The 25,022-nt window shown below is 62.3% G+C and carries 23 protein-coding genes and 1 tRNA gene; 4 read left to right on the forward strand and 20 right to left on the reverse strand.

All coding sequences use genetic code 11. The annotated features are described in order from the left end of the window. Window positions 1-22: 22 nt before the first annotated feature. The 4 genes from SH412_RS13405 to SH412_RS13420 form a co-directional block, all read right to left on the reverse strand. Complete coding sequence (locus SH412_RS13405) at window positions 23-1,783, reverse strand: prenyltransferase/squalene oxidase repeat-containing protein (RefSeq protein ID WP_336524022.1); 1,761 nt, start codon at window positions 1,781-1,783, stop codon at window positions 23-25. Continuing rightward, window positions 1,774-2,307 (reverse strand): RNA polymerase sigma factor, encoded by a 534-nt coding sequence (locus SH412_RS13410; RefSeq protein ID WP_336524023.1) that lies wholly within the window; start codon window positions 2,305-2,307, stop codon window positions 1,774-1,776. The genes SH412_RS13405 and SH412_RS13410 overlap by 10 nt, the downstream gene beginning before the upstream one ends. A 100-nt stretch (window positions 2,308-2,407) precedes the next feature. Beyond that, window positions 2,408-2,890, reverse strand: coding sequence for an ATP-dependent metallopeptidase FtsH/Yme1/Tma family protein (locus tag SH412_RS13415; RefSeq protein ID WP_336524024.1), 483 nt, complete (start codon window positions 2,888-2,890; stop codon window positions 2,408-2,410). 45 nt (window positions 2,891-2,935) lie between these two features. Then, window positions 2,936-3,862 (reverse strand): hypothetical protein, encoded by a 927-nt coding sequence (locus tag SH412_RS13420; protein ID WP_336524025.1) that lies wholly within the window; start codon window positions 3,860-3,862, stop codon window positions 2,936-2,938. Between the two features lie 441 nt (window positions 3,863-4,303). Between SH412_RS13420 and SH412_RS13425 the strand changes: the two genes are divergently transcribed. Further along, window positions 4,304-5,635, forward strand: coding sequence for a hypothetical protein (locus tag SH412_RS13425; RefSeq protein WP_336524026.1), 1,332 nt, complete (start codon window positions 4,304-4,306; stop codon window positions 5,633-5,635). A 203-nt stretch (window positions 5,636-5,838) separates the two neighbouring features. Here SH412_RS13425 and SH412_RS13430 read toward each other — a convergent pair whose 3' ends face one another. Beyond that, window positions 5,839-6,573 carry an RraA family protein gene (locus SH412_RS13430; protein WP_336524027.1) on the reverse strand — a complete coding sequence of 245 codons (735 nt, stop codon included), beginning with the start codon at window positions 6,571-6,573 and terminating at the stop codon, window positions 5,839-5,841. 160 nt (window positions 6,574-6,733) lie between these two features. Here SH412_RS13430 and SH412_RS13435 point away from each other — a divergent pair. After that, window positions 6,734-6,808, forward strand: a tRNA-Pro gene (locus SH412_RS13435). On the opposite strand, the gene SH412_RS13440 is transcribed toward SH412_RS13435, so the two are convergent. From SH412_RS13440 to SH412_RS13465, 6 genes are all read right to left on the reverse strand, one after another. Further along, a complete protein-coding gene (locus SH412_RS13440; RefSeq protein WP_336524028.1) occupies window positions 6,790-8,781 on the reverse strand; it encodes a recombinase family protein in 1,992 nt (663 codons plus the stop codon). The two genes, SH412_RS13435 and SH412_RS13440, sit on opposite strands and share 19 nt — an antisense overlap. A 1-nt stretch (window position 8,782) precedes the next feature. Continuing rightward, complete coding sequence (locus tag SH412_RS13445; RefSeq protein WP_336524029.1) at window positions 8,783-9,091, reverse strand: hypothetical protein; 309 nt, start codon at window positions 9,089-9,091, stop codon at window positions 8,783-8,785. A 12-nt stretch (window positions 9,092-9,103) separates the two neighbouring features. Then, window positions 9,104-10,486: a transposase gene (locus SH412_RS13450; protein WP_336520611.1), complete on the reverse strand. Its 1,383-nt coding sequence runs from the start codon at window positions 10,484-10,486 to the stop codon at window positions 9,104-9,106. Between the two features lie 552 nt (window positions 10,487-11,038). Beyond that, window positions 11,039-11,332: a hypothetical protein gene (locus SH412_RS13455; RefSeq protein WP_336524030.1), complete on the reverse strand. Its 294-nt coding sequence runs from the start codon at window positions 11,330-11,332 to the stop codon at window positions 11,039-11,041. Between the two features lie 621 nt (window positions 11,333-11,953). After that, the gene (locus SH412_RS13460) at window positions 11,954-12,544 is read right to left on the reverse strand and encodes a hypothetical protein (protein ID WP_336524031.1); all 591 of its coding nucleotides are present in this window, start codon (window positions 12,542-12,544) and stop codon (window positions 11,954-11,956) included. A 272-nt stretch (window positions 12,545-12,816) separates the two neighbouring features. After that, window positions 12,817-13,368 carry a hypothetical protein gene (locus tag SH412_RS13465; RefSeq protein ID WP_336524032.1) on the reverse strand — a complete coding sequence of 184 codons (552 nt, stop codon included), beginning with the start codon at window positions 13,366-13,368 and terminating at the stop codon, window positions 12,817-12,819. Between the two features lie 146 nt (window positions 13,369-13,514). On the opposite strand from SH412_RS13465, the gene SH412_RS13470 reads away from it, so the two are divergent. Next, on the forward strand, window positions 13,515-16,313 hold the full coding sequence (locus SH412_RS13470; RefSeq protein ID WP_336524033.1) for a WD40 repeat domain-containing protein: 2,799 nt from the start codon (window positions 13,515-13,517) through the stop codon (window positions 16,311-16,313). Window positions 16,314-16,416: 103 nt separating this feature from the next. On the opposite strand, the gene SH412_RS13475 is transcribed toward SH412_RS13470, so the two are convergent. The 7 genes from SH412_RS13475 to SH412_RS13505 form a co-directional block, all read right to left on the reverse strand. Next, a complete protein-coding gene (locus SH412_RS13475) occupies window positions 16,417-16,896 on the reverse strand; it encodes a hypothetical protein (RefSeq protein WP_336524034.1) in 480 nt (159 codons plus the stop codon). Between the two features lie 89 nt (window positions 16,897-16,985). Continuing rightward, window positions 16,986-17,342, reverse strand: coding sequence for a hypothetical protein (locus SH412_RS13480; RefSeq protein WP_336524035.1), 357 nt, complete (start codon window positions 17,340-17,342; stop codon window positions 16,986-16,988). Between the two features lie 63 nt (window positions 17,343-17,405). After that, entirely contained in the window at window positions 17,406-17,774 is a 369-nt protein-coding gene (locus SH412_RS13485) for a hypothetical protein (protein WP_336524036.1), read from the reverse strand. Further along, window positions 17,752-18,030: a hypothetical protein gene (locus SH412_RS13490; RefSeq protein ID WP_336524037.1), complete on the reverse strand. Its 279-nt coding sequence runs from the start codon at window positions 18,028-18,030 to the stop codon at window positions 17,752-17,754. Before SH412_RS13490 ends, SH412_RS13485 begins: the two co-directional genes overlap by 23 nt. Next, window positions 18,027-19,046 carry a hypothetical protein gene (locus SH412_RS13495; RefSeq protein WP_461824429.1) on the reverse strand — a complete coding sequence of 340 codons (1,020 nt, stop codon included), beginning with the start codon at window positions 19,044-19,046 and terminating at the stop codon, window positions 18,027-18,029. Before SH412_RS13495 ends, SH412_RS13490 begins: the two co-directional genes overlap by 4 nt. A gap of 475 nt (window positions 19,047-19,521) precedes the next feature. Beyond that, the gene (locus SH412_RS13500) at window positions 19,522-19,872 is read right to left on the reverse strand and encodes a transposase (RefSeq protein WP_336524039.1); all 351 of its coding nucleotides are present in this window, start codon (window positions 19,870-19,872) and stop codon (window positions 19,522-19,524) included. 26 nt (window positions 19,873-19,898) lie between these two features. Continuing rightward, window positions 19,899-20,279 carry a hypothetical protein gene (locus SH412_RS13505; protein ID WP_336524040.1) on the reverse strand — a complete coding sequence of 127 codons (381 nt, stop codon included), beginning with the start codon at window positions 20,277-20,279 and terminating at the stop codon, window positions 19,899-19,901. 315 nt (window positions 20,280-20,594) lie between these two features. On the opposite strand from SH412_RS13505, the gene dinB reads away from it, so the two are divergent. Beyond that, window positions 20,595-21,809: a DNA polymerase IV gene (gene dinB, locus SH412_RS13510; protein ID WP_336524041.1), complete on the forward strand. Its 1,215-nt coding sequence runs from the start codon at window positions 20,595-20,597 to the stop codon at window positions 21,807-21,809. 260 nt (window positions 21,810-22,069) lie between these two features. Here dinB and SH412_RS13515 read toward each other — a convergent pair whose 3' ends face one another. Both SH412_RS13515 and SH412_RS13520 read right to left on the reverse strand, forming a co-directional pair. Then, window positions 22,070-24,403 carry a 2OG-Fe(II) oxygenase gene (locus SH412_RS13515; protein ID WP_336524042.1) on the reverse strand — a complete coding sequence of 778 codons (2,334 nt, stop codon included), beginning with the start codon at window positions 24,401-24,403 and terminating at the stop codon, window positions 22,070-22,072. Next, the gene (locus SH412_RS13520) at window positions 24,400-24,801 is read right to left on the reverse strand and encodes a hypothetical protein (RefSeq protein ID WP_336524043.1); all 402 of its coding nucleotides are present in this window, start codon (window positions 24,799-24,801) and stop codon (window positions 24,400-24,402) included. Before SH412_RS13520 ends, SH412_RS13515 begins: the two co-directional genes overlap by 4 nt. Window positions 24,802-25,022 lie beyond the last annotated feature (221 nt).

The following is a 25,022-nucleotide window of genomic DNA, read 5'->3' on the forward strand; positions in this document are numbered from 1 at the left end:
CGCCGGAGAAGACTTCGAGATGCTATGTCGTCCTCTGCGGGATTCTGCCAAGTTCCGCCGGGCACGACAGCGTCGCATAGAGGCACAGTCCCACCAGCAGCACGGCCATGATCAGGCTGCGCTCATAGTAGACGTAGTCGAGCCACGTGGGGAACGTGACTCCCAGCAGGCGGTTCAGGCGATCGAGCGTGACCGCGGCGATGTATTTGTCGTCGCCGAAGCGGAGCATCTGCGGTCGCAAATACGAGCGGACCCAGTTGAGATCGAGGCCGGCGGGAATTCCGTAAATCTGCATCAGTTCGACAGCGTACGCAGTCATTTCCAGAGTCGCGGTTCCGGATTCGCTGTACGCAAAACCGCCGGAGAACAGGAAGCCGTTCCCGCTGGTGCGGTGAAGTTCACGCAGCCAGCGGTGGATCTTCTGGCGGTATTGATCCCGGTCGATGGGGCGTCCGATGACGTCCAGCAACTGCGTGATACGTAAAACGTCTTCCAGCAGGGCGTACTCATCGCCGGCCAGAGCGTTCAGGGTGGCCAGCAGGCGTTGTTCGAGGAAATCCTTCTGCTCTGATGACAATTCGTGGCGCAGCTCCAGGACGCGAATCGCCCAGTCGTATTGGATCAAACTGGTGATTGGGAGCTGCGGCAGGCCGCCGAGCAGACTCTGACGCTGTTGATCGATTTCCGGCAACCAATTCAGTTCCTCCGGTCCTATGAGACCTGTGCGGATCGCACTTCCGAGTATGTATGGCATCACCAGTAACGGCTCGCCAGACAATTCTGATTGAAGCAACTTTCGCGGGCGGGAGAGATCGGGACGGAGTCCTGATTCGATCGCGCCGTCGGCGACGAGCTCCCAGTCGCGCCAGCTCGCGCTCGAAAAGGGGGCCCGATCGAAGGCCTCGACGTGCTGTTTGATGCGCGCGGGCGTCGTCGGCCGCCAGATCGAGCTGGTGAACCAGGCGAGCATGGGGACGGTGACCAGCACTGTTGCCGCGACCCGCCATCTCCGCCCCGGGGCCAGCGGAGAGTCAGAGCGATCTTTCCTTGCCACGACGGGCAGCAGGAGCATCACTCCGCTGAAGAAGACGGCGGGCAGCAGCATCTGGTCGACGAAGTGGATGTCCTGCACGCCGACAGTACATACGGCGGACGTCTGTCCGAGAAACGCCATTCCCGCAATCAGCGACTGCCCGATCACCGTGCGGTTCGCCAGCCCCTGCCGCGCGAAGCCGGCGAGGAGGTACAACATGGCGCCCAGTGAAATCAGGTAGATCAGCAGCATCAGTGACGTCGCTCCGACGAGCGGCAGACCGATCGTCGCGGCGAAGAACAGCAGGGCGGCCCACTTGTGCCGGCGCCACCAGTGCCGGGCGGCTTCCTGGACCGCCTGCTGGTCGATGTCGGCCGGGACATTGCCCGCCTGGATACGGCGAATCCCGGCGGCGCCGAACAGGGCGGCACCTACCAGTAGAAACAGGCTGATGGCGGGCAACGCCAGAAACGCTACGAACTTGGAAAGCCAGGAGGCATTCGCCAGCGGCAGCACGCTACCCGAGACTTTACCTCCAGTGAGAATCGGCAATGGCAGGGAAGCGGCCGCGACGCGCAGCAGTTGCGGAGCGCCCGCGAGCGGATCGCGGGCGCGTTCCACCTCGGCCGCCTGGATCCGCCGGCGAACACCGGCTTCAAAGTCGTCTCCCGCGACGCTGTATAGACGCAGCGCGGCACGAAGGTCGCTCTCGGGAACCAGTTCGCATTCGGGGTTGAGGTTCAGAGGCATGTCAGCACCGTTCCGATCAGCGACGCAGGAGGCTCGTTGCCGAGCATGCGAAAGAGAGCGCGACGCGCCTGATAGAGGCGACCTTCGACGGTTTTCGGGGAAACCGACAGCAGGCTGGCGACGTCCTTGACGCTGGTTTCTTCCAGGTAGTGCATCAGGACGGCCTGTCGCTGATTGGCGGGAAGTCGCTGAATGGCCTGCCGCAGTCGCTCGATCCGGTCAGAGCCCTCCGGGTCCGTTGCCGCGACAGCCTGCTCGACAGCGGGCGAATCGAACTTCACAATCCGCTCGCGTCTGCGGCGTGCGCGAATCCAGTTGCGATGCTGATTACGGGCCACGCCGCGGAGCCAGGCTCCGAAGATGTCGGGCTGCGTCCAGTCGCCTCGGCACGCTTCCCGATGGAGCCACGCCTCGGCAAAGCTGTCCTGCGCGATCTCAGCAGCATCCGCCCACGGCGTCCCCCAGGAGGCGATCAGCCCCACGAGCGGCCCACGATATCGACGAATCAGCTCGGACAGGTCCATATTGCTCGTTCTCCACCCCGTAGTGTCCGGAGAGTTCCCGGATCCCACAAGAAAGTGGAAGAATCGAGAAATGGGGCGTTCGCCGGAACGCGGGCGATCTTCACCGCTCCCGTTCAGCCCGAGCGGCGGCCTGGTCGAACAGATGCCGCGCGGCCCGGCCGCTGATGACTGCGCAGCGCAGCAGCTCCGCGGCAATCAGTTCCACCGCTTCCCAGTGGCCAGGCCGATCGAGCAGGTGTTCGGTCTTATCGAGCAGCCTGCGTTCGAGTCGATCGATCTGGCTGGCGCTGCCGGCCCGCTGCTTCGTGAGCATCCGGACGTTTCGCAGATCCTGCGACGCGGCGTCCCAGTGGTAGTCACCGGCGTGACGGGCTTCGGCGGCGAGACCGCCGAGGAGAATCAGAACTTCCGTTTCGAGCCAGTCCTTCGAAGGGCGAAATGTCCCCTTGCGGATCTCGCAGACGCCGAGCCGGAGGTGGTTCGGTTCGACGCTGACGCGCTGGACCGGGCGGCCGAGGGCCAGAGCGACGACCGCGTGGCCGGCTTCGTGGTAGGCGGTAGCGATTTCGTGGAGATCGGGCATTTTTCGTTTGACGAGCCGGTGGAGATGGACGTCGTCGAGCAAAGCCTATCGGAGGACGCCCGCGTCGCGGGCGGTGCTCGCCAGCAGCAGGAGCATTTCGGCCCACTGGACGCGCTGGGCGAATTCGGTAAGCGCCGGGTCGCCCGCCTGTGCGGCGGCTTCGCAGAGGTCAACGAAGGCGAAGGGATCCCAGCCGCGTACGGTCCAGAGTCGGCCGGACCAGCGGTCGAAGTTCGCGGGTGGTGCGAATTCGCGGGCCAGCAGAGCGAGCTCGGCAAAGATCGGATGCGGCCCGACATGGCGGAACCAGTATTTCGAGTTCCCGTAATCCGGCTCCCGACGATGCATGATCGCGTGCCAGTAGTCGCCGGCGCGGTGCAATCCGCGGCCCTCGATCGACTGCGAGCATTGATGGCTCTCGTCGAGAAAGTCGTGGAGCTGGTACAGACCGGCCCGCAACGCGACGCTGTCCGGACCGGAAGGCAACTCGGCATTTGCGATGGCCTGACGCAACTCAGGCGATCCGGAGGGCCTGGGTGCCAGGACCGGGAGCGTCCCCTGCCAGCCTGCGAAGGGTTTTGTATTCGCGGGAATTGTCGTAAAGGCGCAACGCAGCTTGCCGGAACGGAGAGCAGGGGCGAGGTCATCGCCGGGCAGGGCATGGGAAGGGAGCTGCTGTAGCGCCGAGGGCCAGTAGACGGCGTCCGCCTGCCAGCCGGTCCGGAACGTCAACGTGAGGAGTTCGGGCGGCAGAGCGGCAACAAGGCTCGTCAGCGGAGTGAACGATTCGGGAAGGAGAACCAGCAGATCAAGCGGTTGATTTGAAGCGGCAACCTGCTCAACGATTGCACGTTGCGTCGCTTCTGCGACAGGCTGCCGCGTCCATGCGACGGGACCGGCGTCTGCGGCTTGTAAGTCTGACAGGATTTGACTCGCGGCGGCGGGTCCCGCGTGAAAATTCAGCCGAGTCATGTAGGCAATCCTGAAGAAGCCGGCCGCGGGCGACAAAGTCATGCCGCCTCGGGGGATAAGGTCTGGTTGAGCGTCCATCATCGTCTGCCGGCGGCTGCGGGATCAACGGAGCGGACGGAACGTTCCGAGCCATCGCGGCCCCCGCATTCGCCATAACCGCTACTCCACGCAAGGTTTGCGACAGTTCTTGCGACGGACTCGGCACGAAAGCTGCTTCGCAAAACTTCCCGGATCGCCTGTTTTCCGTTGGAACTGTGCGGGGGAGTGCGTATTCTGTGGGTCAGAAACCCGGGATTCCCGGGTACTGCATCGGGCCGTTTCGCGTGGGAGTGCAGGAAGCGTTTGCCATCCTGCCCCGAGCGAAGGTTTCTGGCCAGTCCCAGCCGACGACCATTCGGTTTCCGGGAGTCAGCACTTCGCTGCGACTTGGGATTTCGTCTGATGGAAGTCATTCTGCAGGGCTACGACGTCAATCGGCCGACCTGGTTTTACCTGTCGCTGCTGCTGATCGTCGCCGTCTTCTTCAAATTCAATCGGCTCTGGTCCCTCCGGAATCTGGACCTGGCGCTGCTGTTGAGCCTGGCCCCCGGGCTGTTGATCATTCAGGCCGATGACCCGAAAACGCTGCCGCTGGGCTACGGCTGGATGTTTCTGGTGACCGGCCTGTTGCTGCTGCGGCTGTTTGTGGATGGGGCCTTCACACGCAGACCCCGGCTCGAACAGAATCTGAACGCGGCGGGCATGGCGTTCCTCTGCGGGGCGGCGTTTCTGTTCCAGACAACAAAAATCATGACCGAGCCACCGCACGAGTCGACTCTGGCGACAGTGCTGCGGGCCGATCAGTTGCTGAATCGGCAGGACACGACCCAGGAGCCTGCACAGGACGCCAGTGAAGCCGCATCAGAAGCCGGCCCCGCGACTTCCCTTCTGGCGACCACGGTCGTGCCGTTTTCCGGGGGCGTCGCCGACGCCGGCGCCCGCCTGATGGCCATTCTGGCTCACGCGGCGGTCGTTCTGGGGCTGATCTTCGTCGGACGCTGGCATTTCAGCGACACGACGCTAGGCCTGGCGATGGCCACGCTGTACCTGCTGCTTCCCTGCACGGCATACGACGTGACGAGGGTGAATTCTTTGCTGCCGGCGGCGCTGATTCTCTGGGCGGTCGCCTGTTATCGAAAGCCGATCGTCGCCGGCCTGCTGCTCGGTCTCGCCTGCGGATCGATGTTCTTCGCCGTGTTTCTGCTGCCGCTCTGGACGGCATTTTACTGGAAACGGGGCGCAATGCGATTCGCCTCCGCCCTCGTCGGCACCGCGGTGGTCGTGGTGGCGAGCCTGTTGCTGACGTCGGCAGATTCACACTCGTTCACGCGGCAGATTATCGGTTCAATCGAGTGGAGCGCTCTGAAGTTTCAGGCGGGCGAAACGGGCGTCGGCTTCTGGAGTACGGTCGATCCCGCCTGGCGCATTCCCGTCTTTGCCACCTTCCTGGTCATGCTGACCGCGCTCTCCATCTGGCCCCTCCAGAAGAGCGTCGAGCAACTGCTCTCGCACTCGACGGCGATCATCGTCGGGACTCAGTTCTGGTACCCGCAGCACGGCGGAATCTACGTACTGTGGTATCTGCCGCTGATGCTGACCGTTGTCTTCCGTCCGCGGCTGGCTCACCTGATACCAAACCCGCCACCCACCCCGACCCTGATCGCCACCCACGACGAAGCCTCCCGCCGAGAGTCCTGGAATATCGTCATCACCCGCTGGCGCATCTTCCGCTAGCCGGCGGGGCCGGTTTGTGCCGACTCAGAGATGGGTTGGGCGTGGATATCGCGTACGGCTGCGATGGATGAAGAGAGATGGGGCTGGTTGGCAGGTGTCGCCCCCAGAGTCCTTGATGGGCGCGGTCTTTCACATGGCGCGGGAGAATTCGGGTGAAGAAGAGCACTGGTGGTTAAAGACCACCAGTGCTCTGCAGCCGATCTTTACGCTTCGCCGCGGAGGCGTTTGCCGAGTTTGTTGATGGCGTCGCCGCACGCCTTGCGGGCTTCGTTAAAGCCGACGACGGTGACCGATTCCTGTTTGAGATAGTTCAGGACGATGGCTTCGGCGTCGGCGATTTCCTGGCAAACGCCCGGGACTTCGGTGGCGATGGAGTGGGGAATCGTGGTGACGCCATTGAGGTCGCCGTGGAGCAGGTCGCCCGGGTAAACGGTCATGCCGCCGACCGTCACCGGAATGTTGATCGAGATCGTATGGCAATAGCCGTGCGCCGCGATCGCTCCGTTTGTAAAGGCCGGAAAGTCGATGGCTTCGACCTGGTCGAGGTCACGGCCGGTGCCGCTGGTGACGATCCCCTTGGCCCCAAATTTCTTGTAGGTCGTGCACATGACTTCGCCGAACGTGGCGGAGGCGCAGGGCTGATCGAGATCCTGGAAGACGATGACCGGCGGGCCGGGGACGGCGGCCATGGCGTCGAGCTGAGCTCCGATGCTGCTGTAGGAATCGCCCGCGCGGGGCGGTTTCATGCTGCGGAAGGTCGAAGTCAGGGCGTAGCCGACCATCGGGGGCATTTTGGGGAAACAGGCCCTGATGGACTGGTCCATGTAGCCTTCGTTGCGGGGGATAATGTTCCAGAGTTCGACCGCGTTGCAGATGGTGGGCGAGTCGTACTTGGCGAGATCGGCGAGCTGAGCGGGGGTGAGACCGGCGGCGGCCATGCGGGGAACTCCGGAGAAACGATGCCAAACAGCGGCCAGCCCGCGGCCAGCCTGCGGGGCCAATCATAAGCGGAGCGTTACGCGTTGTGAAAGGCGGCCAAAATGGGGGAGTGCGAACCCTTGGCGGCGAGGCGTGTCGGAGAGTAGACTGTACCGACTTCGGGATGTAGCTCAGTTTGGCTAGAGCACCTGGTTTGGGACCAGGAAGTCGCAGGTTCAAATCCTGTCATCCCGACTGACATTTCCTAACAACTTCGCCGTTCGGGCGGAGTCAGGAGTGAAGTCAAGCCCCGCAGCTTCGGCTGCGGGGCTTTCGTTTTCAGCGGTCTGCCGGGTTTTGAGAGCCCGGCGTCCGGTCGGCCCGGCGTACTTTTCAACGGGCGCCGGAATGGCCCCGATCGTCAAAATCCCGCCGCTGAGCTGGTTGACGGTCCGCTTCATCTTCCGAACGGACTGAAACCGCAGAAAGACCTGAAGGTCGATCTGCTGGAACAGGCGGCCGATCGAACCCAGGTTTTCCGGATCCTCCGCCAGCGTCGGCAAATGATCCAGCAGGGCGACGGCGGCATCGACAGACTCGTGCGGCGTGATCGTGGATGCCTGCGAATTCTCCAGCGACACGATCTCGCTGGCGAGCTGCAACTTCCGGGCAGCCAATTCTTTCACCCTGGGTTCAATCGCGGCAAAGGTTTCGGGACAACTGGCCAGTGCCAGGTTGCCAGCGGCCGTCTGATAATGCTGTTCGACATCCGCCAGCGTTCCCCGCTTCTGCTCGATCTGCCGCAACCGGTCGGTGTCAGCGTCGGGAGTTTCCGCGAGTTTTGCACGGAGTTTGGCCACCAGCCGCTCGCGCATGGCGGGGTCGAGCAGCCGCTGTCGAACCGCGGCCAGTGCGAATTTGGTGAGCAGGGGGCCGCCGACGTGGTTGTGATCGCAGCATTCCCCGTGACTCTGCTGATAGTATCCGCAGGTGTAACGAAAGCTTCCAGCATACGGCACGCGGTACATCGGCCAGCCGCACTCCATATCAAAGACGCGAGCCCCCAGCGGATTCTTTTCCGGATCGCGCGAGCGAGGCTTTCCCTTCTGCGTCCCGGCGCGGCCGTCCAGGATCTTCGACAGATGATCTGTCTGCTCGACCGGAACGATCGGCTCGAAACGGGCGTTGGCGTTGATCCACTCGGAGCCAGGATTGCGGATGACCTTCGGCTTCTCGTCCTCGCGGAAATCGCCGTCCTCAACCAGTCGCGGTCCCGAAGGGCTGAAGCGACGACGATCTCCCATGGATCGTCGCCCGTAGGAGGTCGTGGCCCGCAACAGAGGATTGCGGGCGATATTCGTGATCATAGTACCGTGCCATAAGCCGCTGACTGCGTGCTCGACTCCCAGGCCTTTCCTTCGGCGTCCGGCGTCGGGGGAGGGGATCCCCTCTGAATTCAGCATCTTCGCCACACGGCTGGCCGGTACCGTCTCCAGCAACTTGAGAATGCGACGGATCAGATCGAGTTCCTCGTCGGGGCCGGGCAGCCAGACGACATGGTGGCCCTTCTGCCGCACGATCTCGCCGTCTGCGAGCTGACGCACCGCGGCGCCATCATCGCGAACCAGGTGCCGCCGGAATCCAAATGGCGCCCGCCCACCGGTGGTGAAGCCCTTCGAAGCCAGTTGCAGCTGGGCATACAGCATTTTCTCCGCCAGTTCGTCCCGGAACTTGCCGCTGGCTTCGTAGTCGATGCAGGCGGTAATGACTTCGCCGACGTTCTGACGCTGGCCCCGTCGGAGCGGAACCAGCGTCGCATTCATGAAGACCAGCGTGATGCCCAGCCCACGCAGTTCCTTTTCGAGGACGACCCCATCGACGGCATGGTCCGGCCGCGCAAGTCGATCGCGTCGTGGAATGAAGATGTGGGACACATTGCGGTCACGGAGGATCTCGCGATTGAGCGCATCGAGCGCCGGGCGTTTCAGCTGATTGCCGCCGACGCTGTTGTCGAAAAACAAATCGCCGTGGTGGGACTGACCTGACGCGATCAGACGATCAATCTGCATGCCGGTCCCGCGAAAGTTCACTCCGAGTTTCTCGGCCTCGGCACTGGCCCACTGCACGTATTGAGTGGGCGTCTGCTCGTGATGGCCGCCGCTGTCGCGAGAATAGAACAGTCCCCGACCACGCTCAGGGCGCGACGGGATCTGAACTGAACGCGTCATGTCAGGCTCCCTTGTGAAGGTGGTCAATTATGAAGTCGGTTACGGCATCGAGAAACGCCTCGTCCGCGTCACCAATAATCGCAATGTCAGTCTGCAGCGAGTCATCCGGGACTGACCACAGAAACGACTCCTGCAGCAACCGAATCCGCTCGATCGCCAGCGAGCGAATCTCGTGAGCCAGGTTGTTGTCGTCAGGGGCTGGCTCGATCACATGCTTCAGCAGTTCGGTTCCGGACGGTAGTCCCGCGTCGAGATGAACGCGAATGCTCTGCAGTTCCCAACTGCGGAACCGTAGCAGCGTGTTGAACAAAGCACTTTTCCGTCACCCGGCCAGGCGGGCGACGATTGGGGCGGGGGCGACGAGTCCGGCGGGTTGCTCGGCTCGGTCGGTCTGGCTCCGCAGGAGCCAATCGAGCGCGGACCAAACCGCCCCGAACACCGCCCAAACCGCCACATTCCGCCCCTGCAGTCTCCGTGGCTTGCCAACTCCCAGCAGCTTCCACATCACGCGCCCGAGATTGTGCGCCGCCGTCGCGATCAGGTAGCGCTTCGTCACCTCTGTCAGGCCTTCGAGCCAGCTCCGACGCATCCCGCCCGTCTCGCAGACGTGAGCGAAGGTCCGTTCGCAGACTTCGCTCCGCCGTTTCTGCAACTGCTTCCCCTTCGCCCGCCGGACCCGCTGACGGTTCCCCATCACCGCCCGCTGGTCCTCCGGCGTCTTGTCCGTCCACGTCCAGTCGCTCTTGCGCTTCGGCTCCGGGATGTAGGTCCGAAAGCCCAGCGACTGGCACAGTTCCAGCGTGGCGACCGAGTGATACCCCTTGTCCGCCGCCACCTCTTCAATGCTCTGTTCGCAGCCGATCGCCTGCAGGTTTTCTTCCGCTTTCAGCACGCTGTCGACCAGCGTCTGTTGATCCCCGTGATCGGCGGGACGAATCTCCGCGGCCAGGATCAGGTCGCTCTCCAGGTCCACCACGTGCTCGGCCTTGTACGCCAGATGCGTCGTCCCGTCCTTCATGCGGGCGATCTTCGCCTCGGGATCGGTCTCGCTGACCCACTCCTCGTTCGAGACCTTCTTGTTCTTGCGGTTCTTGTCGAACCGGCGGACGTCTTCGTCACTCGGTTCTTCGTCGGGAGCAATCACGCCTTCTTCCCGCATCAGCCGGACGACATACGCCTTCCAGCCTTCGCCGGTGTCGCGGCGGACGATCGACTTCATCGCCGCATCCGCTTCCAGCGTCGTCGAGTCGACACCCACCGTCTTGCCTGAGAGCAGCTTCTTTTCGGACGCGATCTTCAGCACGAACTGAAAGACTTCCTCGAACACTTCCACCGGCAGCCGCCGGCGGGTCAGCGACAGCGTCGAATGCTCGGGACTCGATTCGTCGAGCGGAATGCCCAGAAACTCCCGCAGCGACAGGCTGTCGGAGCATCGCCAGGCGATCCCCCGCTGACTGTCGATCCCTTCGAAGTACCCCACCAGCAGCATGCGGAAATAGACGCCCGGCGGGATCGAGCGCTGCCCGCGAGTCTCGACCTGCTCGTAGAACGCCTGGCACCGCTTCTCGATCCAGCGGTCGAAGCCGGCTTCGGCGAGCAGCGCGTTGAGCGCTTTGTAGAAGGGATGTCCCTGCGAGCGGGGCAGCTGCTCCGCCGTGACAAACAGCGGCTCCTGCCGCGATTCCTTCCGCCGTCCCATCGCCATCGGGAACCCTCCGTGACCGCCGCGCCTGACCGACCGCGAGAAGATAACAAACCGCGTTCGATCGTGGCAGCGTCAGGGGGAATACTTCAACACGCTGCTAGGGGCTAAGCACGATCTCGATCGGGCGTAGCGTGGATGTACACTCCAGCCTTCCGGTCCCATACGGCCTCCAAATGCGTCCGCTTCGCCAAACTCGTCAATATATCGGCTGCTCGTTTGAAATCCGCTATCATCGCGTAGACGCGATAATAACCTCGCGAAGACGCCCAGAAATAGCCAATCCCCTGCTTCAGCAGCGTCATTTCGACGTGGTGCAGAGACTCCTCTTGGCATGTTGCAACCAAACACATTGGAGTTCCATCTGCCTCCTTCCTGATCGTGATGCCCATCCGCGCTAAGCTTGTCGCCCATTCCTTCTTGCTCATGGCAGTGCACCCCGAAATGCCGCATAGAATGCCCGTGTGACAGCGAGCGATCGCATGATCGGATACTGAATAACGAGAGTTCTGCCAGTGCCGATTGAAGTTGCTTTGCTCTCCGGGGTTACGGTAACTATTCGTTACCGTCGTCCTCGCTCTCATCGATCTTCCCTTCGACCGCCCATTCCTTCAGCAACTGAGTGAGTTCCGCATCGCGATCAAGCACACGTTGCCAGACGGGACGCGAGGAATTTGCGAGTTCGGACGGGTGCCAGAGCCAGGGGGCGGACACCTCTCTGCCGTTTCCCGCTCCCTGCAGGATGAGTTGCGTCCCCCACAGCCTGAGCAACGCCGCGATTCCCACCGCAATCGGCGTCAACCACTCCTTCGGATCGCATCGGGCGTGCGTCCGCAGGCGAGTTCTCATTTCACTGGCCAAAAACGCGAGCAGTCCGCCGGTCACTTCCCGATCAAGGAGAACGTGTGCCGATTCACAAGCGATGCCGACGCAGAGCGGAGAGGCGGGAATCCCGAACTCTCCCTCGATCGTCTCGCAGTGCAGGAGAATCGTTGCAAGATACAGCGGATACCAAAGATCGTCTTTCGAGTTCCAGTCGCGAGCGAGACCCGTGATCGTTTCGGAGATGATCCATCGATAGCCGCCAAAGTTGTGGCTTGGCCATTTGCCATTGGAGGCAGCAGGAGGTCCTGCATGGAAACGCGTCCTGAAAGCCAGAGATCCGGCTCCAGCGCTTCCCTCAGAAGATCCGAATTCATCTTCAGAACGCGGGGACCGACGATTCTGAGGATCGATTCTCCGTCGGCAGAACCGCCGGCCAAAGAATCGCAAACGGCCTTCCATTCGATCCGAGGGTCTTTCGCAGACATGCACATCTCTCACGTGAAGTCGCCATTTGCCAGGAGACTTCGCGGGCAATCGCGTCGCTTCGCTGGACAGCAAGAATTCTACGCCACTCAGTCACTGTCTGCCGGACGATGATACCGGCCAGGCGTTCCCACCGCTGCCGCCGCGAACGGTAACGACTGGTTACCGTTGAGGGACATCGGTCGGCGGCGGAGGCCCCCCGTCAGCACCCGGCTGACCAACGAAGCTGGCAGCAACAGTCGAGGCAACCCTCGTGAAAAATGAGCCGCGCCGTGCAAACGGCTTCGCAGGCTCTGGCTTGACGAAATCTTCGGAAACCAGAACGACGGCGTCTGCTGAAAGTGCCTTGAGATACTGTGGCGGAACGGCTTTGCCATCCGCCGACACGAATACGACAGCACCAATCGTCAGTCGCTTCGCAAGTTCTTCGTGGCTGAGCTTACTCCCGGCCACGTCAAACGCCTCGGTGGCCTTCAGCGACATTGTCTTGCGGACCACCACGCTGGTGTTTTCAGCGGTTACCGTGGTAATCACTTTCTCCACGCCGTCCTCAACTACCTTCGATGGCCGGTAGTGTTGCAGGACGACCGCTCGCGTCTCAGTCAGCGCGATCGAATTCCGAGCATCGTTGATTCGGGTAACCGTCATGAAGGTGGGAGGAGGGCTGGCACGTACCTTCGTGCCCTCCTGCGCGATCACCTGGCTGGTAACGAGTCCACCCAAGAAGCCGAGAGCCACGATAAATCGGTCCATCGAATATCCTCCGCCTTCCAGATCCCAGTGATTCAGCGGACATCAGAACGCCGCAACTGACGAACTCTTCGGGAGTTTCGCATTCGCGACTGAACTGGTCAATTGGAGTCGATGACGCGGCAGCCACGGAGCGCGACAAGGCGGACTTCTAGCGCTGATTATCAATCACCGTCCGCGGCCACCGGAAATCTCCCTGCGCGTGAACCTGGGCGGACCGGGCCGCCTCGCAACGGTAACTGCTGATTACCGTCGCGAGTGTCTGAGAGTGCACGCTACCGAACTCGACGGAAGAACTCGCGGTATTGTCCCGATTCGGAGTCCAGCCAGTATGTGTCGGGCCCCTCGAAATGAAGGACCGCAAACTTGCTGAGGTTGAGGCCCAATGCTTCCAACGGTGATGGAGCGGGATCGACATCGCGGATCACCACAGATGATGGGTCCTTCGCCACGACTTCGTAGCGGCGGGTGTCCGTCGTTCCGTCGAATTCGGTCGTGCACGATTTGGCCGCGTACGTGACCCGCAGTTTTCCGAAGAGTGTGCGGAGCTTCGCCTCCCGCAGCTCGTCGATCGATTGTTCTTCACGCAATGCAGCGATGGTCCGGTCAGCGTCCGACTGCCACGTACCGTAGAGTCGATCATCCGTCAGACTGATGAGGCGAATCGGGATCAGGATCGCCGCCAAGAGAACCGCGAGTAAGAGCGCTGCTCCCGCCAAGCCTGCAACGGCAGTACGCTTCCATCTTGTCAGCGAATCTTCCAAGCCTGCGTTCACAGTTTTTCCAACAGCTTCACCCGATGTAACATCCGGCTCGGACAACGACATCGCTTCACGCCCTTTAGTCAGAACATGCTCATCAGAGGCGAAGACAGCGCCCCGCGTCAATCCGCATCTGGCCAAATCCTGGTCGCGACCGAGCGGGAGGGCGATTCGCAGAACGAGTGCCGCTACCCGATTCGGCAGTTCCGCCGATGTGCGTCTGCGGAGCCAAGCAACGTTCGCTGCGTTCCACGTTGCGCCGCAAGTTCCTGTTTCATGCCGCCGCAAGCGGTAAACGATCATCACCATCAGAAAGTAGCAGGCCCCCTTCCATCCCGTTTACACGGAAATCTCATCCGGCTAGCGTATCCGCTGATGACAGCCGAGATTCTTTTCTGACAGGCCGTTCAATGAGTTCCGACGGGACCGCGAAGTCCTTCATCATTCTCACAACCATCGCTATCGCACTATTGATTGCGAGCTGTGAACGAAGAAAGCCTGTGACGGAAACTCGGACAGGAAGAATCAGCGCCGCCACCGGGGATGCTCAAATCATCATGCCAAAAGTCGTCGATGGCGCCGAGGCGTTTTCGCTGTATGAACTTTCGAATGCTGCCCTCGCCCGCGAACAGGGCCGGCTCGCCGAAGAACTGCATTGGTATCTCCTGGCCATCGAGACCTCTTCGTCGGCAAAACCAGGGACGGAACTGGATCGGCTGAACCGTGCTGCCCGCTGGTTGCTGCCCCCCAGTGCCCAGCGACTGGCAGCGACTGTACGTCACGGCGACAGAATCTACAGCGCGAGATTCAGCCCGGACGGGACCAGGTTCGTGACTGCCAGCGCCGACGGAACGGCCAGAGTCTGGAACACGCGAACCGGCCGCCCGTCAGGTCTGGTTCTCCGCCACGATGGCACGGTCTCAGTCGCCGCATTCAGCCCCGATGGAACAATGGTCGTCACGACCGGCGCAGACGGAACGGCACGTATCTGGAACGCAGTCAGCGGTGAACCTGTCAGCCCTCCGCTGGTGCACGAGGCGTACGTGCTCGGCCTCTCATTCAGTCGCGATGGTTCGCGATTCGTCACAGCGTGCATTGGCGGGACAGTCAGAGTCTTCGAGACGGCGACCGGGAAAACGGCCTGCCCGCCTCTGCCGCACGAAGACTATGTGATTAACGCCGCCTTCAGCCCGGACGGTACTCGCATCGTCACCGCCTGCGGAGACGGCCAGGCCCGCATCTGGAATGCTGCCACCGGGGAATCAGTCGGTGCGCCGTTGTCGCGAGGAAGCTCGTTGACGCATGCTGAATTCAGCCCGGACGGCGGTCGCATCGTGACGGCCTGCCAGGACAGCGACGCAACCGCGGCCGTCTGGGATGTGACATCCGGCCAGGCCATCACTCCGCCGCTGCGCCACTCATCAAGCGTCCTTAACGCCACCTTCAGCCCTGATGGCCGCCGTGTAGTCACTTCCAGCCGTGACGGCACCGCACAGGTTTGGGACGCTGCTACCGGCGAAGCGGTCGGCATTCCTCTGCGGCACGCGAGTGAAGTGATTGGGGCGGTGTACTCCGCCGACGGGAAACGTGTCTACACCGCGAGTCGGGACCATAGCGCCCAGGCGTGGGATGCGGAGACTGGCCAGAGACTTGGCCCGCCATTCAAACACGACGGCATCGTCCGAGACCTGGCTCTCAGTCCGGACGGCCGGTTCCTCGCAACCGCGGGCTTTGATGGCGCCGCACGCATCTGGGAGTTAGCAACCGACGATCCGTCGCCCGTCACGCTGCCCCACGGGGACTCCGTGACCGAGGCCTGGTTCAGTCCGGACGGCAGTCGGGTCGTGACCTCCAGTGACGACAAGACGGCACGTGTCTGGGATGCTTCCAGCGGAAAACCGGTTACCCCTCCTCTGGAGCATGAAGGAATGGTGACTTACGCCACTTTCAGCCCGGACGGAACCAGGGTCGTCACGACAAGCCTGGACGGTACCGCCCGCATCTGGGATGCCAGCACGGGTAAGGCGATTTCCCCCCCTTTTGAACACTCCGACGTGGTCTGGTGGGCAAAATTCAATTTCGACGGTTCGCGGATCGCTACTGCCAGCTACGACAATACGGCCCGCATCTGGGAGACATTAACCGGGCGGCAGGTCGGCGGCCCGCTGCAACATGAGGATCACGTCTGGTCAGCCGAGTTCCACCCCGACGGCAGCCGGGTCGTAACGGCCGGCGATGATGGGATCGTCAGGATCTGGGATGCCGGTACCGGCCGGAATGTCGGGCCCAATCTGCAGGACTCAGGCGCAGCAACGCGAGCTCGGTTCAGCCCGGATGGCACACGCATTCTGCTCGTGTGCAATAATCACACCGTACGCCTCTGCGACAGTACGACGGGGGCGCCAGCATCTGCACCACTGATCCACGGAGATGAAATTAGATACGCAGGCTTCAGTCCCGACGGGAAGCTGATCGTGACGGCCTGCGATGATCAGACCGTTCAAGTCTGGGAAGTCTCGACGGGCAGACGCTTCCGACCGGAATTCCGATGTTCCGCACGAATGATCTATGTGGGATTCAGTGCCGACGGCCTGCGCATTGTCGCCCACGGCGACGGCACGGCAGCCCATGTCTGGGATCTGCTGACAACACTGCCGCTCGATCACTCGATCCCGCGCGACCTCAAAGTCTTCAGTGCGACCTTCAGCCCGGATGGAACCCGCATCATCACCGGCAACAAGGAAGACGCCGCCCAGATCTGGACGTTACTTCCTCCAGCCCCACGCACCGGCATCGACGGGAACGAGATTACCGTGTCGCGTCTCAGGCTCGCCATCGAGTTACGCACCGGCTGCCTTCTCGACCCTATGAGCCGGGCAATCGATCCGATTTCTTCCGCAGAGATGCTGCGTCGCTGGGAGCAGCTTGGCCCCACGGAGAATCGCCACGATGTCCGCGCGTGGCAGGATCTCACCAAGGAGGAGCTTGACGAGCTTGGAGTTTCCCAGTGACTCCGAGCGCTACTCCGGATATTAGAGGAAGCCGCTGAGATCACCAAGCTGTTCCACGCCTCGCCGCAAGTCGTTGTTCCACGTCGCCGCGAACGGTAACTGGTCATTGCCGCCACGACGGCCCCGGCAACCCGAGCAGCGTCGTCGAGTGCCCCAGGTACCGCTGCTCCAACTGCGTTCGCAGCAGGTCCCCGACCGTGCCGTTCGTCGTCGGATCCACGACATAGGCCAGGAACTCGTCCTCGAACTCGGCGATCCCGGCAGCGACCGCTTCGAGCTTCGCCTTGATCGCCAGCAGCAGCGCCCGCCAGCGCTGACGGCAGGCCTGTTCCCAGGCCTTCAGGACCGCATCCGCCGAGCGCCGCGTCTTTCGGCGTTCCGTCTGGTGGAACTCCTTGTCGGCTTCGCTGGGGAGCGGCAGCGTGAAGCGGACCATCCGGTCCCGGCAGACGAACTGGACCACCGCCAGGCCGGGCTTCGAGCCGTACAGGAACTCCGAGGCACCGTACCGTTTTAGCACTGCCTCGATTTCCGCCTTGCTCCGGTCGACCGGGACCGACGTCGTTTCTGCGTACCTGGCCATTTCACGTTTTCCGTAAGTCGCTGTTTCACGTCGTCCCCAACGGTAACCAATGATCACCGTTGGGGACGATCGCCTCCACTCGTTCGATCTCAGGCGGCCGCCGGCAGGTCTTCCGCCGGCGGATCCGCGCTCGCTGGCGATGCCTCGCCAGGCGGCGTATTGGCTGCCCGACCGTCCGCGGCGGCGTCTGCAGCCGCGGGGATCTCGGCGGGCGGTACCAGCGGTTCGTCGTCCGCTGTGGACAGGTCCAGGACGAACTGCCGGCCTGCGGCGAAGACCCGCTCCGCTCGCGGGTCGGTGGCATAGATCTCCATCCGGCCGCCGAACAGCAGCGGCTCGTCGGCCGGCGTCTCGCCGCTCGGAACGAGCGTCACGCGAAACCCGATGACCTGGTCGACACTGTTCCGCACCGCGTGAGCCGCGGCGACTTGCAACTGTTGCTTCATGGTCAGCTCCTCAAACACCTCAGAACTTGCGGATCGGCACGGCGCGAATCCGCGCGAAAATTTTCAGCTCGGCGAGTCGTCGAAGTCGAACTCCGGGTCGGCGCTTCGCCCCGGAGTATCCGCGGGCCCGGCGATTCGCAGGGCGGCGTTCATCGCCTGGCGGACTTCGGCCGGCAGCTCGTAGACGCTCACCGGCCGCTGGTCGTATTGGGCGGCCAGGACGCGGGCGACGTCCTCCTCGATCGGCGTCAGGCTGTAGATCGCCGACGCCCCGAACAGCTTCGTGAACGGCTTCGAACGCGATGTCTCCGGGACGTCCACGCGCACGAAGTTCGCCCCGCCGATCTGCTGCTCGGTCACCAGGCCGGCATACTTCTGATGGCCGAAGATCTCGACCAGGCACCACTGCTCAAACGCCTTTGCGGCTTCCATCGTCGCTCGCTCCTTGCTCGGAATCTCCGTCCGTCGGACGGAACGCCCGTTCGACGCAGTCTTCCCGCGGCGTGATCCCCCGCCGCTTCGCCAGCCGCAGGATCTCGACGCAGCGCTCCTGGTTGACCTCCGGGCCGCCTTCGATCAGCCCGTACTGCCGGGCGGCGTCGACCAGCAGCATCACCTGCGCCCCGTCGGCGGCTTCCTGCCATTCCGCCGGCGTCCGCGAGTTGCGCGGTTTCGTGTTCGTTGTCATCGTTTGCCCTTCGCTTTCTTCGCGGGTTTGTCGTCGCCGATGACTTTCGGGACGGCGAGTTCGTACGGAATCCAGCCGGGCGCCCAGGCGTCGATCAGGGCCGACCTCAGCTTCGGCAGCGGGGGCTTCGCGTCGACGCCGCAGGCCGCGGCGAAGATCTTCAGCCAGGCCTCCGGACACTCCGTGAGGAATCCCTCATCCGGGCGGAACTGGGCCAGATCGACACCCGCGAGCCGCGCGACCGCCAGGGCGATTTCCAGGTCGTAGAATCGATGGCAGGTGCGGGACTCACGCAGATCGTTGAGCAGGTCGTCGATGAACAGCATCTCCAGGTCCGCCCAGGGCATGCTCAGGAGACGCAGGAAGCACTCGTCCGCAGACTTGGCTTTCGGCTGCAGTCTGTCGCGAAAGCCCCAGCCCGGGTCGTCGCCGAGTGTCAGGAACGCCACCCGGCGCAGAACCTCCCGATCCACCTTCGACACCTTGCCCACGAACCGCTGCGAGAGCTGACGGATGATCCAGTCGGTCCAGACGGACTTGAGCTTGTAGGCGTCCAGCCCGGTTTTGACGGGGGCCTGGCTGCGCTTCGCCGCTGCGTTCGACTTCTGCTTCTGTCTGGCGGCCGCCGCCTTGCGGAGCATCTGTTTCGCGAGCGAAATGTTCCAGCAGCGATTCGCCTCGCCGCTCCAGACCGGAACCTTCTCGACGTCCAGCTCGGTCCACTTCTCCGGAGGGCAGGGGGACGGCACCGATTCCGTCAGCGACTGGATCCGCCGCGTGATCGCCTCTTTCGCGTCTCCTTCGGTCCAGGGCTTCAGGTCTTCGGGACGACTCACGGCCCGCCGCTGGAGCAGATCCTCGGCCAGCGCCTCCAGCAGCTTCGGCCGGTGCGTCCAGGTCGCCAGCATGCGGCCGACCGACTTCGTGATTTCGCCCGAAATCACGCGCTGCCGCCAATCCTCGGGGAGCGTCAGCAGGCGGGTCAGGTTGCTGATCTCCGCCTGGCTGACGCCGATGTCCCGCGCGAGCTGCCGCTGCGACTTGCCCGCGGCCGCGTACTGGTCGAACCAAGTTCATGTAATCACACTGGATCAGTCCGATTCGCAAGTCTGAGCCAGCGAGTGGAACTCATCTGCTTTGAACTCATGCACTTGCGCAACGGCACGATGCAGAAGTGCGGCGGCTGACAGATCGTTAGGAAATGTCCATCGCGTGTCATCCCGACTGACATTTCCTAACAACTTCGCCGTTCGGGCGGATAGCAGCCCATTGATCGAACCAGACTCCCCGATCAGTTCGCCGTGCCGCGGCAGTCGATTCCGCCGGGCGACCTCCTGGCCCGTATCTCTCCACAACAAACTGCACACGGCCCGCGAATGCTCCGGCGTCTTGTCCGTCCAGGTCTAATTCGTCGTCCGCTTCGGCTCCGAGATGTCCGTCCGCAGGCCCGGCGACTGCCACGGTTCCTGCGTGGCGACCGAGTGATAGCCCTTAATCCGCTGCGACTTCTTCGATGCTCTGCTCGCAATCGATGGCCTGCAGGCTTTCTTCCGCTTTGAGCATTCGGACGATCGACGTCATCGCGGCATCCGCTTCCAGCGCCGTCGAGTCGACGCCGACCGTCTTCTCCGACAGCAGCTTCTTCTCAGAGGCGATCTTGAGCATAAACTGAATGACTTCCGCGAACACCTCGGACGACAGCCGCCGTCCAGTCAGCGACTGCGTCGAATGATCGGGGCTCACTTCGTTGAGGGGAATCCCGAGTAATTCCCGCAGCGACAGGCTGTCGGAACACCTCCAGGCGATCCCCCGCTGACTGTCGATCCCCTCGAACCGCCCCACCAGCCCGCCCCTTTCAAGGCGCTGTTTTATTTTGCCCCGGCTTCGGCCAGGAGTCTTGCCGCCGAGATGTGGCGATTGCGTTCGCGGGATTTCTTGCGCGGCTGCGGTTCCTTCGATCCGCGTTTCGACTTCGGATCGCGGGAGAGTTTCACGTACCTGGCCATTCGCAACAGTTCGCGGGCGAATTCCCGCGGCGACATCCGCTGATGGCGTTCCCAGAATATCGCGTCGACCGCGATCTCCAGGACGGCCGGCGTCAGGATCGCATCCTGCACCAGAGGGTAGTCCGACAGTTTCTCGTCAATCGCTCCCGTCCGTGCCGTGCTGGCTGACGAGGTCACCGTACGGGTGTGGGCGAGAGTATAGTCGGCCTCGACGACGCCGGATGGCGTCTCCTGCCTTACCACGCGTTGAAGTGATCCTGAAGGCGAATCGATCTGGAACGAGGCATGAGGGTGCTTCCACGGCCGTGACGGAGATCAATTTCGGACTTCCGCACTGGTCTGGCAGGAATGACGATGGAATTTCCCTTCGCATTTACTGCCGCAAAAAGACGATCGTCGATTGCTTCAAGTACCACCATCGAATCGGACTTGATACCGTACTTGAGGCTCTGTCAACCGATTGCCATCGGCATCCGCCGACGCGGAGTCGCTGTTCCGCGATGCAGGAATGTGCCGTCGCGTGAAACACATGATCTGGCCCTCCCCGGAAGCCGTCCCGTGGCGGCATTTCTCCATCGCAACTTTCCTCGATTCCATCCATTCCGCATGATCCTTCACGTCGATATGGACGCCTTCTATGCCTCGATCGAGGAGCGGGACGACCCTTCGCTCCTTGGCAGGCCGGTCATCGTCGGCGGTTCGGCGGAAGGTCGTGGCGTCGTGGCCGCAGCAAACTACGAGGCTCGCAAGTTCGGTGTCCACAGCGCGATGGCGGCAGCTCGTGCCAGACGACTCTGTCCGCACGCGGTCTTCATCAAACCACGGATCGACGACTATGCCTCAGTATCCCGGCAGATGCGAGACATCTTTGAGCAATTCACTCCGCTGGTCGAACCGCTGTCGCTCGACGAAGCCTTTCTCGATGTCACCGGCAGCGAGTCCCTTTGGGGGGCCTCCGCCGACATTGGCCGGCAGATCAAACAGCGAATCCGAGCGGAGCTGAAGCTCACCGCATCGGTCGGCGTGGCCACCACCAAATTCGTCGCCAAGATCGCGAGCGCCTTGAAGAAGCCGGACGGCTTCATCGTCGTCGAATCCGGCGAAGTACAAGCCTTTCTCGACCCGCTGCCGGTCGAGCGACTTTGGGGCGTCGGAAAGGTGACCAGCAGGGTCTTTGATCGACTGAATATCCACACCATCGGGCAGCTCCGGCAAACGCCGCTCGCCACGCTCAGCAAGCTGTTCGGGGCCTCCGGCGAGCACTACTGGCGGCTTGCTCACGGAATCGATGGTCGGCCGGTTGTCCCCGGCCGCGAGGCGAAGTCGATCTCCAGTGAAACGACGTTTGCCGAAGATCTTGCCGACAAGGAGATCCTGCGCGTCTGGCTGGTGGAACTCGTCGAACAGGTCGCCCGCCGACTGCGCCGGCACGAAATCAAAGGCCGCACGGCGGAGTTGAAAGTGCGGTTCGCGGACTTCCAGACGATCACACGATCAATGACACTGGCAAAGCCGACCAGCATCACTCAGGAACTGCTGGAGGCAGGCATGGAACTGTTGACGAAACGTCTCCCTGTGCATCATCGGCCAATACGACTGCTGGGCTTTGGCGTCAGCAAACTGGATCGATCTGGAAAATCACAGCAGTCGCTCTTCGATCGGCCTGACCGCGATCGTCAACAGGAACTTGATCGAGTGGCGGATCAGATTATCGAAAAATTCGGCAAGCTGGCCATCCGTCGCGGCGCCGGGCTCGACAAGAATGGCGAATAAGGCGGGACAATTATCGCGGGTGCGGAAAAAGGGCGTGAGGGGCCGGCCAGCGGCTGACAACAAAATCCGTCCGTCCCGCTGCGGGCGCAACAGCTCAACCGCTCGCTGGTCGTCGCCGATTCCCTGAAGGACGATCTTCAACGCGTTCTGGGGAAGCAACCGGGCAGCGGACTGCAGCGTGCCGACTGAGCCAATGGCTGCGGACAGCCGAGACATACGGGATCCGAGGTGTTGCCACATGACGTCGATCGAAACCGGGATTACGAGGCCGGCGGCAACTCGCTCAGGAGTCGGCAGTCCGCCTCGTACCGTTTGACGGCCCGATCGTACGAACCTGTTGTCTTTGTGAGCACCAGGGAATACGGGCTCCCTTGGCGCTCCAGAGTATGCCGGACGTCGCATTGATGCCGGTTGATCGTGCCGACCACATGCTGGCGGAGGTCTTCGCGGGCCGCGATTCGTCCGATTTCGGTTGAGGGGTCGGCCAGAAACGCATTGAGCCGGGAGCAGAACTGGCACGTGCACTCGACGTCCGCAGGGCGGGTCCAGTCGTTCGGAGGCTGTGGCTGCCTGGCGGTAGCCGATTCGAGCTGTTGCCGGACAGAGGCCAACCAGCTTTGCAGTTGCGGGTGGACGAGACGAAACTGCTTTCGCGACCAGGGAATCAACTCGACCAGGCTCGGAACCTGGCAGTGGTCGAACTGGAATTCTTCGGGCGACTGCTGAACGAAGCGAATCACCCGCGACAGGTCTTCGTCGCGCCCGCAGGCCAGCAGCGACTTGAGCAACAGTGGAAGCGATCTTTCGAAAACTGAGGGTTCCCCAGGGTGAAGTCGCAATGAATCGTGAAGCGATCTTGGCGCATGCGGTTCACAAAAGCGTTCCACCGCCAGACCGCACAATTCGCCCGCAAGCGCCGACTTGTCCGGGTCCCCCTGCTTGTCACAACAGAACGCGGCAAGCCAGTCGACGTCGCGAAACGCCATTACTTGCCGACCGCCAATCCTCTGCGACGCGGCAAGCAGTTGCTTCAGCTCCCGGGCAAATGCGTTTCCCCCGAACTCTCGGCAGGCAGCCACGACGAATGACTTCAGAGGGAGAGACTGGTCCCGCTCCGCCATTTGGGACAGAAACATCGCGACCGTGTCCCGATCGTGCAGCTTCAAGAGATGTTTCGGGAATTCGCCGACAGGCGATTCCTCCCTGGATTCGACAAATCCATACCCGAAGGAACGGCGCGGCCATTGGGCGATAATGGCCTGGGCGAAGCGAACGCAGTCGCGGCGGGCATCCTCGGCACGATTTCTGGGCGTCTTGGCCAGCTTGGCCACTATCGAACAGAACAATGGAATGCTCTCGAATGCGCCGGAGCTTGCGATGACTTCGAAGTGGTGATCGCGACGCCAGATGACGACTGCCGAGCGGTGATACCAGCGGTCGAGCGTGTTGCCGGCATTGCCCGTGTAGCCTTCGAATTCTTCAGACGTCGGCTTCCAGTCTTCCAGCGGCGTCGACGAGACGATGCCCGCAAGATCAAATGGGATCGATCCCCAAGGCTGCTTTTTCCCGCGAGTGTCCGTCCACTCGATCCCACTCAGCTCATCCTCGTAAGTTTCGCCGATCTCGATTTTATTTCGAGGCGGTCGGTCGTTGCGATAGCCATAGTCCCGACCGAAGCTGCCGTCGTCCGCCCATTGCTGCAAATGCCGTTGAACCTGCGAAAGATGCACGAGGCACTCCGCCTTTTCCGCTGCCGCAACGACCAGGTCGGCGAGGTTTCTGTCGCCTCCCTTGAGCAAATCCAGCGACAACCCATGCTGCGTGTATTGATGCTCCAGGGCGAAGACCAGGGGCCGGGCCGGTTGCTTGGAGAACCACGACTCGATCGACCCGGCCAGTATGTCGGCGGGAGCAGCCGGCTTCGCCGCGGGCGTCGACTTGCCGCGCTGTCGTTTCAGTACCAGATTGTAGGCCAGAGCCATTCGAACCCCGCGAGTGACACGTTCGACCTCGTGTTCGCAATCTGCATAGAACGCAGCGAAACAGGGGGACTTGCCGGCGGCCGCTTCCTCGAACGCCAACGTCCGATCCGCGCCGCCGTGCCTGACAATCAAACTCCCTCCTTCGAAAGGACTCGGCAGCACGACGATCAGGCTCGCCAGCATGCGGTCCAGCTTTTCGCTGTCGCGATGCGGGAGAAAGAAGCCTCCCTTTTCATACACCAGCAGCTTGTACAGACGAGCTTCCAACTGATCCGTCGGCAGTCCGAACTGCTCCGCGATCGTCAGCGTCGCACCGGCGATGGCTGCGTTCCATTCGTCACTAAGTCGGAACTTCCGCGGATCGAGTTCGAAGGTATTGCGAACCTTCGGATCGACCAGCGTCCGCGTCCCCTTCCCATAGGGAGCGACGCGGCAGCACGCGATCAACGGCTTCGCTTTTCCTTGCTTCAGCGGGATCGCGACAGGCCCGAGTCCCTCGACTTCGAGACCGGGGTCGACCACGGGCAGGCAACCCGACACACAAAATCCGGCCGATCGGGTCGCCTGTTCAATCGCTTCCGACAGCCACTCGACGGTGGATGAGTCCTTCACACCTCGCCCCTTTGGCTGGTCTTGTTTGGCACACAGGGCGACGGAGGCCGTCTCCCATCGAGCATGGCAGCCATCCGCTCTCCTGGAACCGTTCTATCAACATCTGGCAGCATCTCCCAGAACTCGCTCTGCTGCAGCCAGTTGGGGTCGGCGTTGCGGGCAATGAACTCATCGACGGCCAGGCCCTCGATTGGCGAAGGATGCGGCGACCGCACCCGCTTGCCGTGAATAAAGACTGACCTGAACCTCCGTTTCTGCTCAAGCTGCTTTTTCCGGTCAGACGCCGTGAGTTTTCGTTTCGGTTGCGGCATTTTGTGGTGTTCATGGGCTTTCGATGTCGCTTCCGCACGACACAACTTGATCCGCCTGGGCATCTCGACGAACGGAATCGCCGACACAGATTACCAGACCTGATCTTGCGGGAACGGGCATCGAGCCTAACCGAAATTTCGAGCCTCTGCACGGCCTCCAGGCCTGCCTTGCCACAGTTCGCCTGTTACCCCGTCATGGGCGCAAAGCAGTGCCCAAGTTTTACTCTGCGCCTTCATTCAATCCAGGGCGGAATCGACCAGCGAGGTGGATTCTGAATGCCCGTAGCACGTACGCACAAACGTGAACC

It is taken from the genome of Planctellipticum variicoloris (genome assembly GCF_030622045.1).
In the GTDB taxonomy this organism is placed as follows: domain Bacteria; phylum Planctomycetota; class Planctomycetia; order Planctomycetales; family Planctomycetaceae; genus Planctellipticum; species Planctellipticum variicoloris.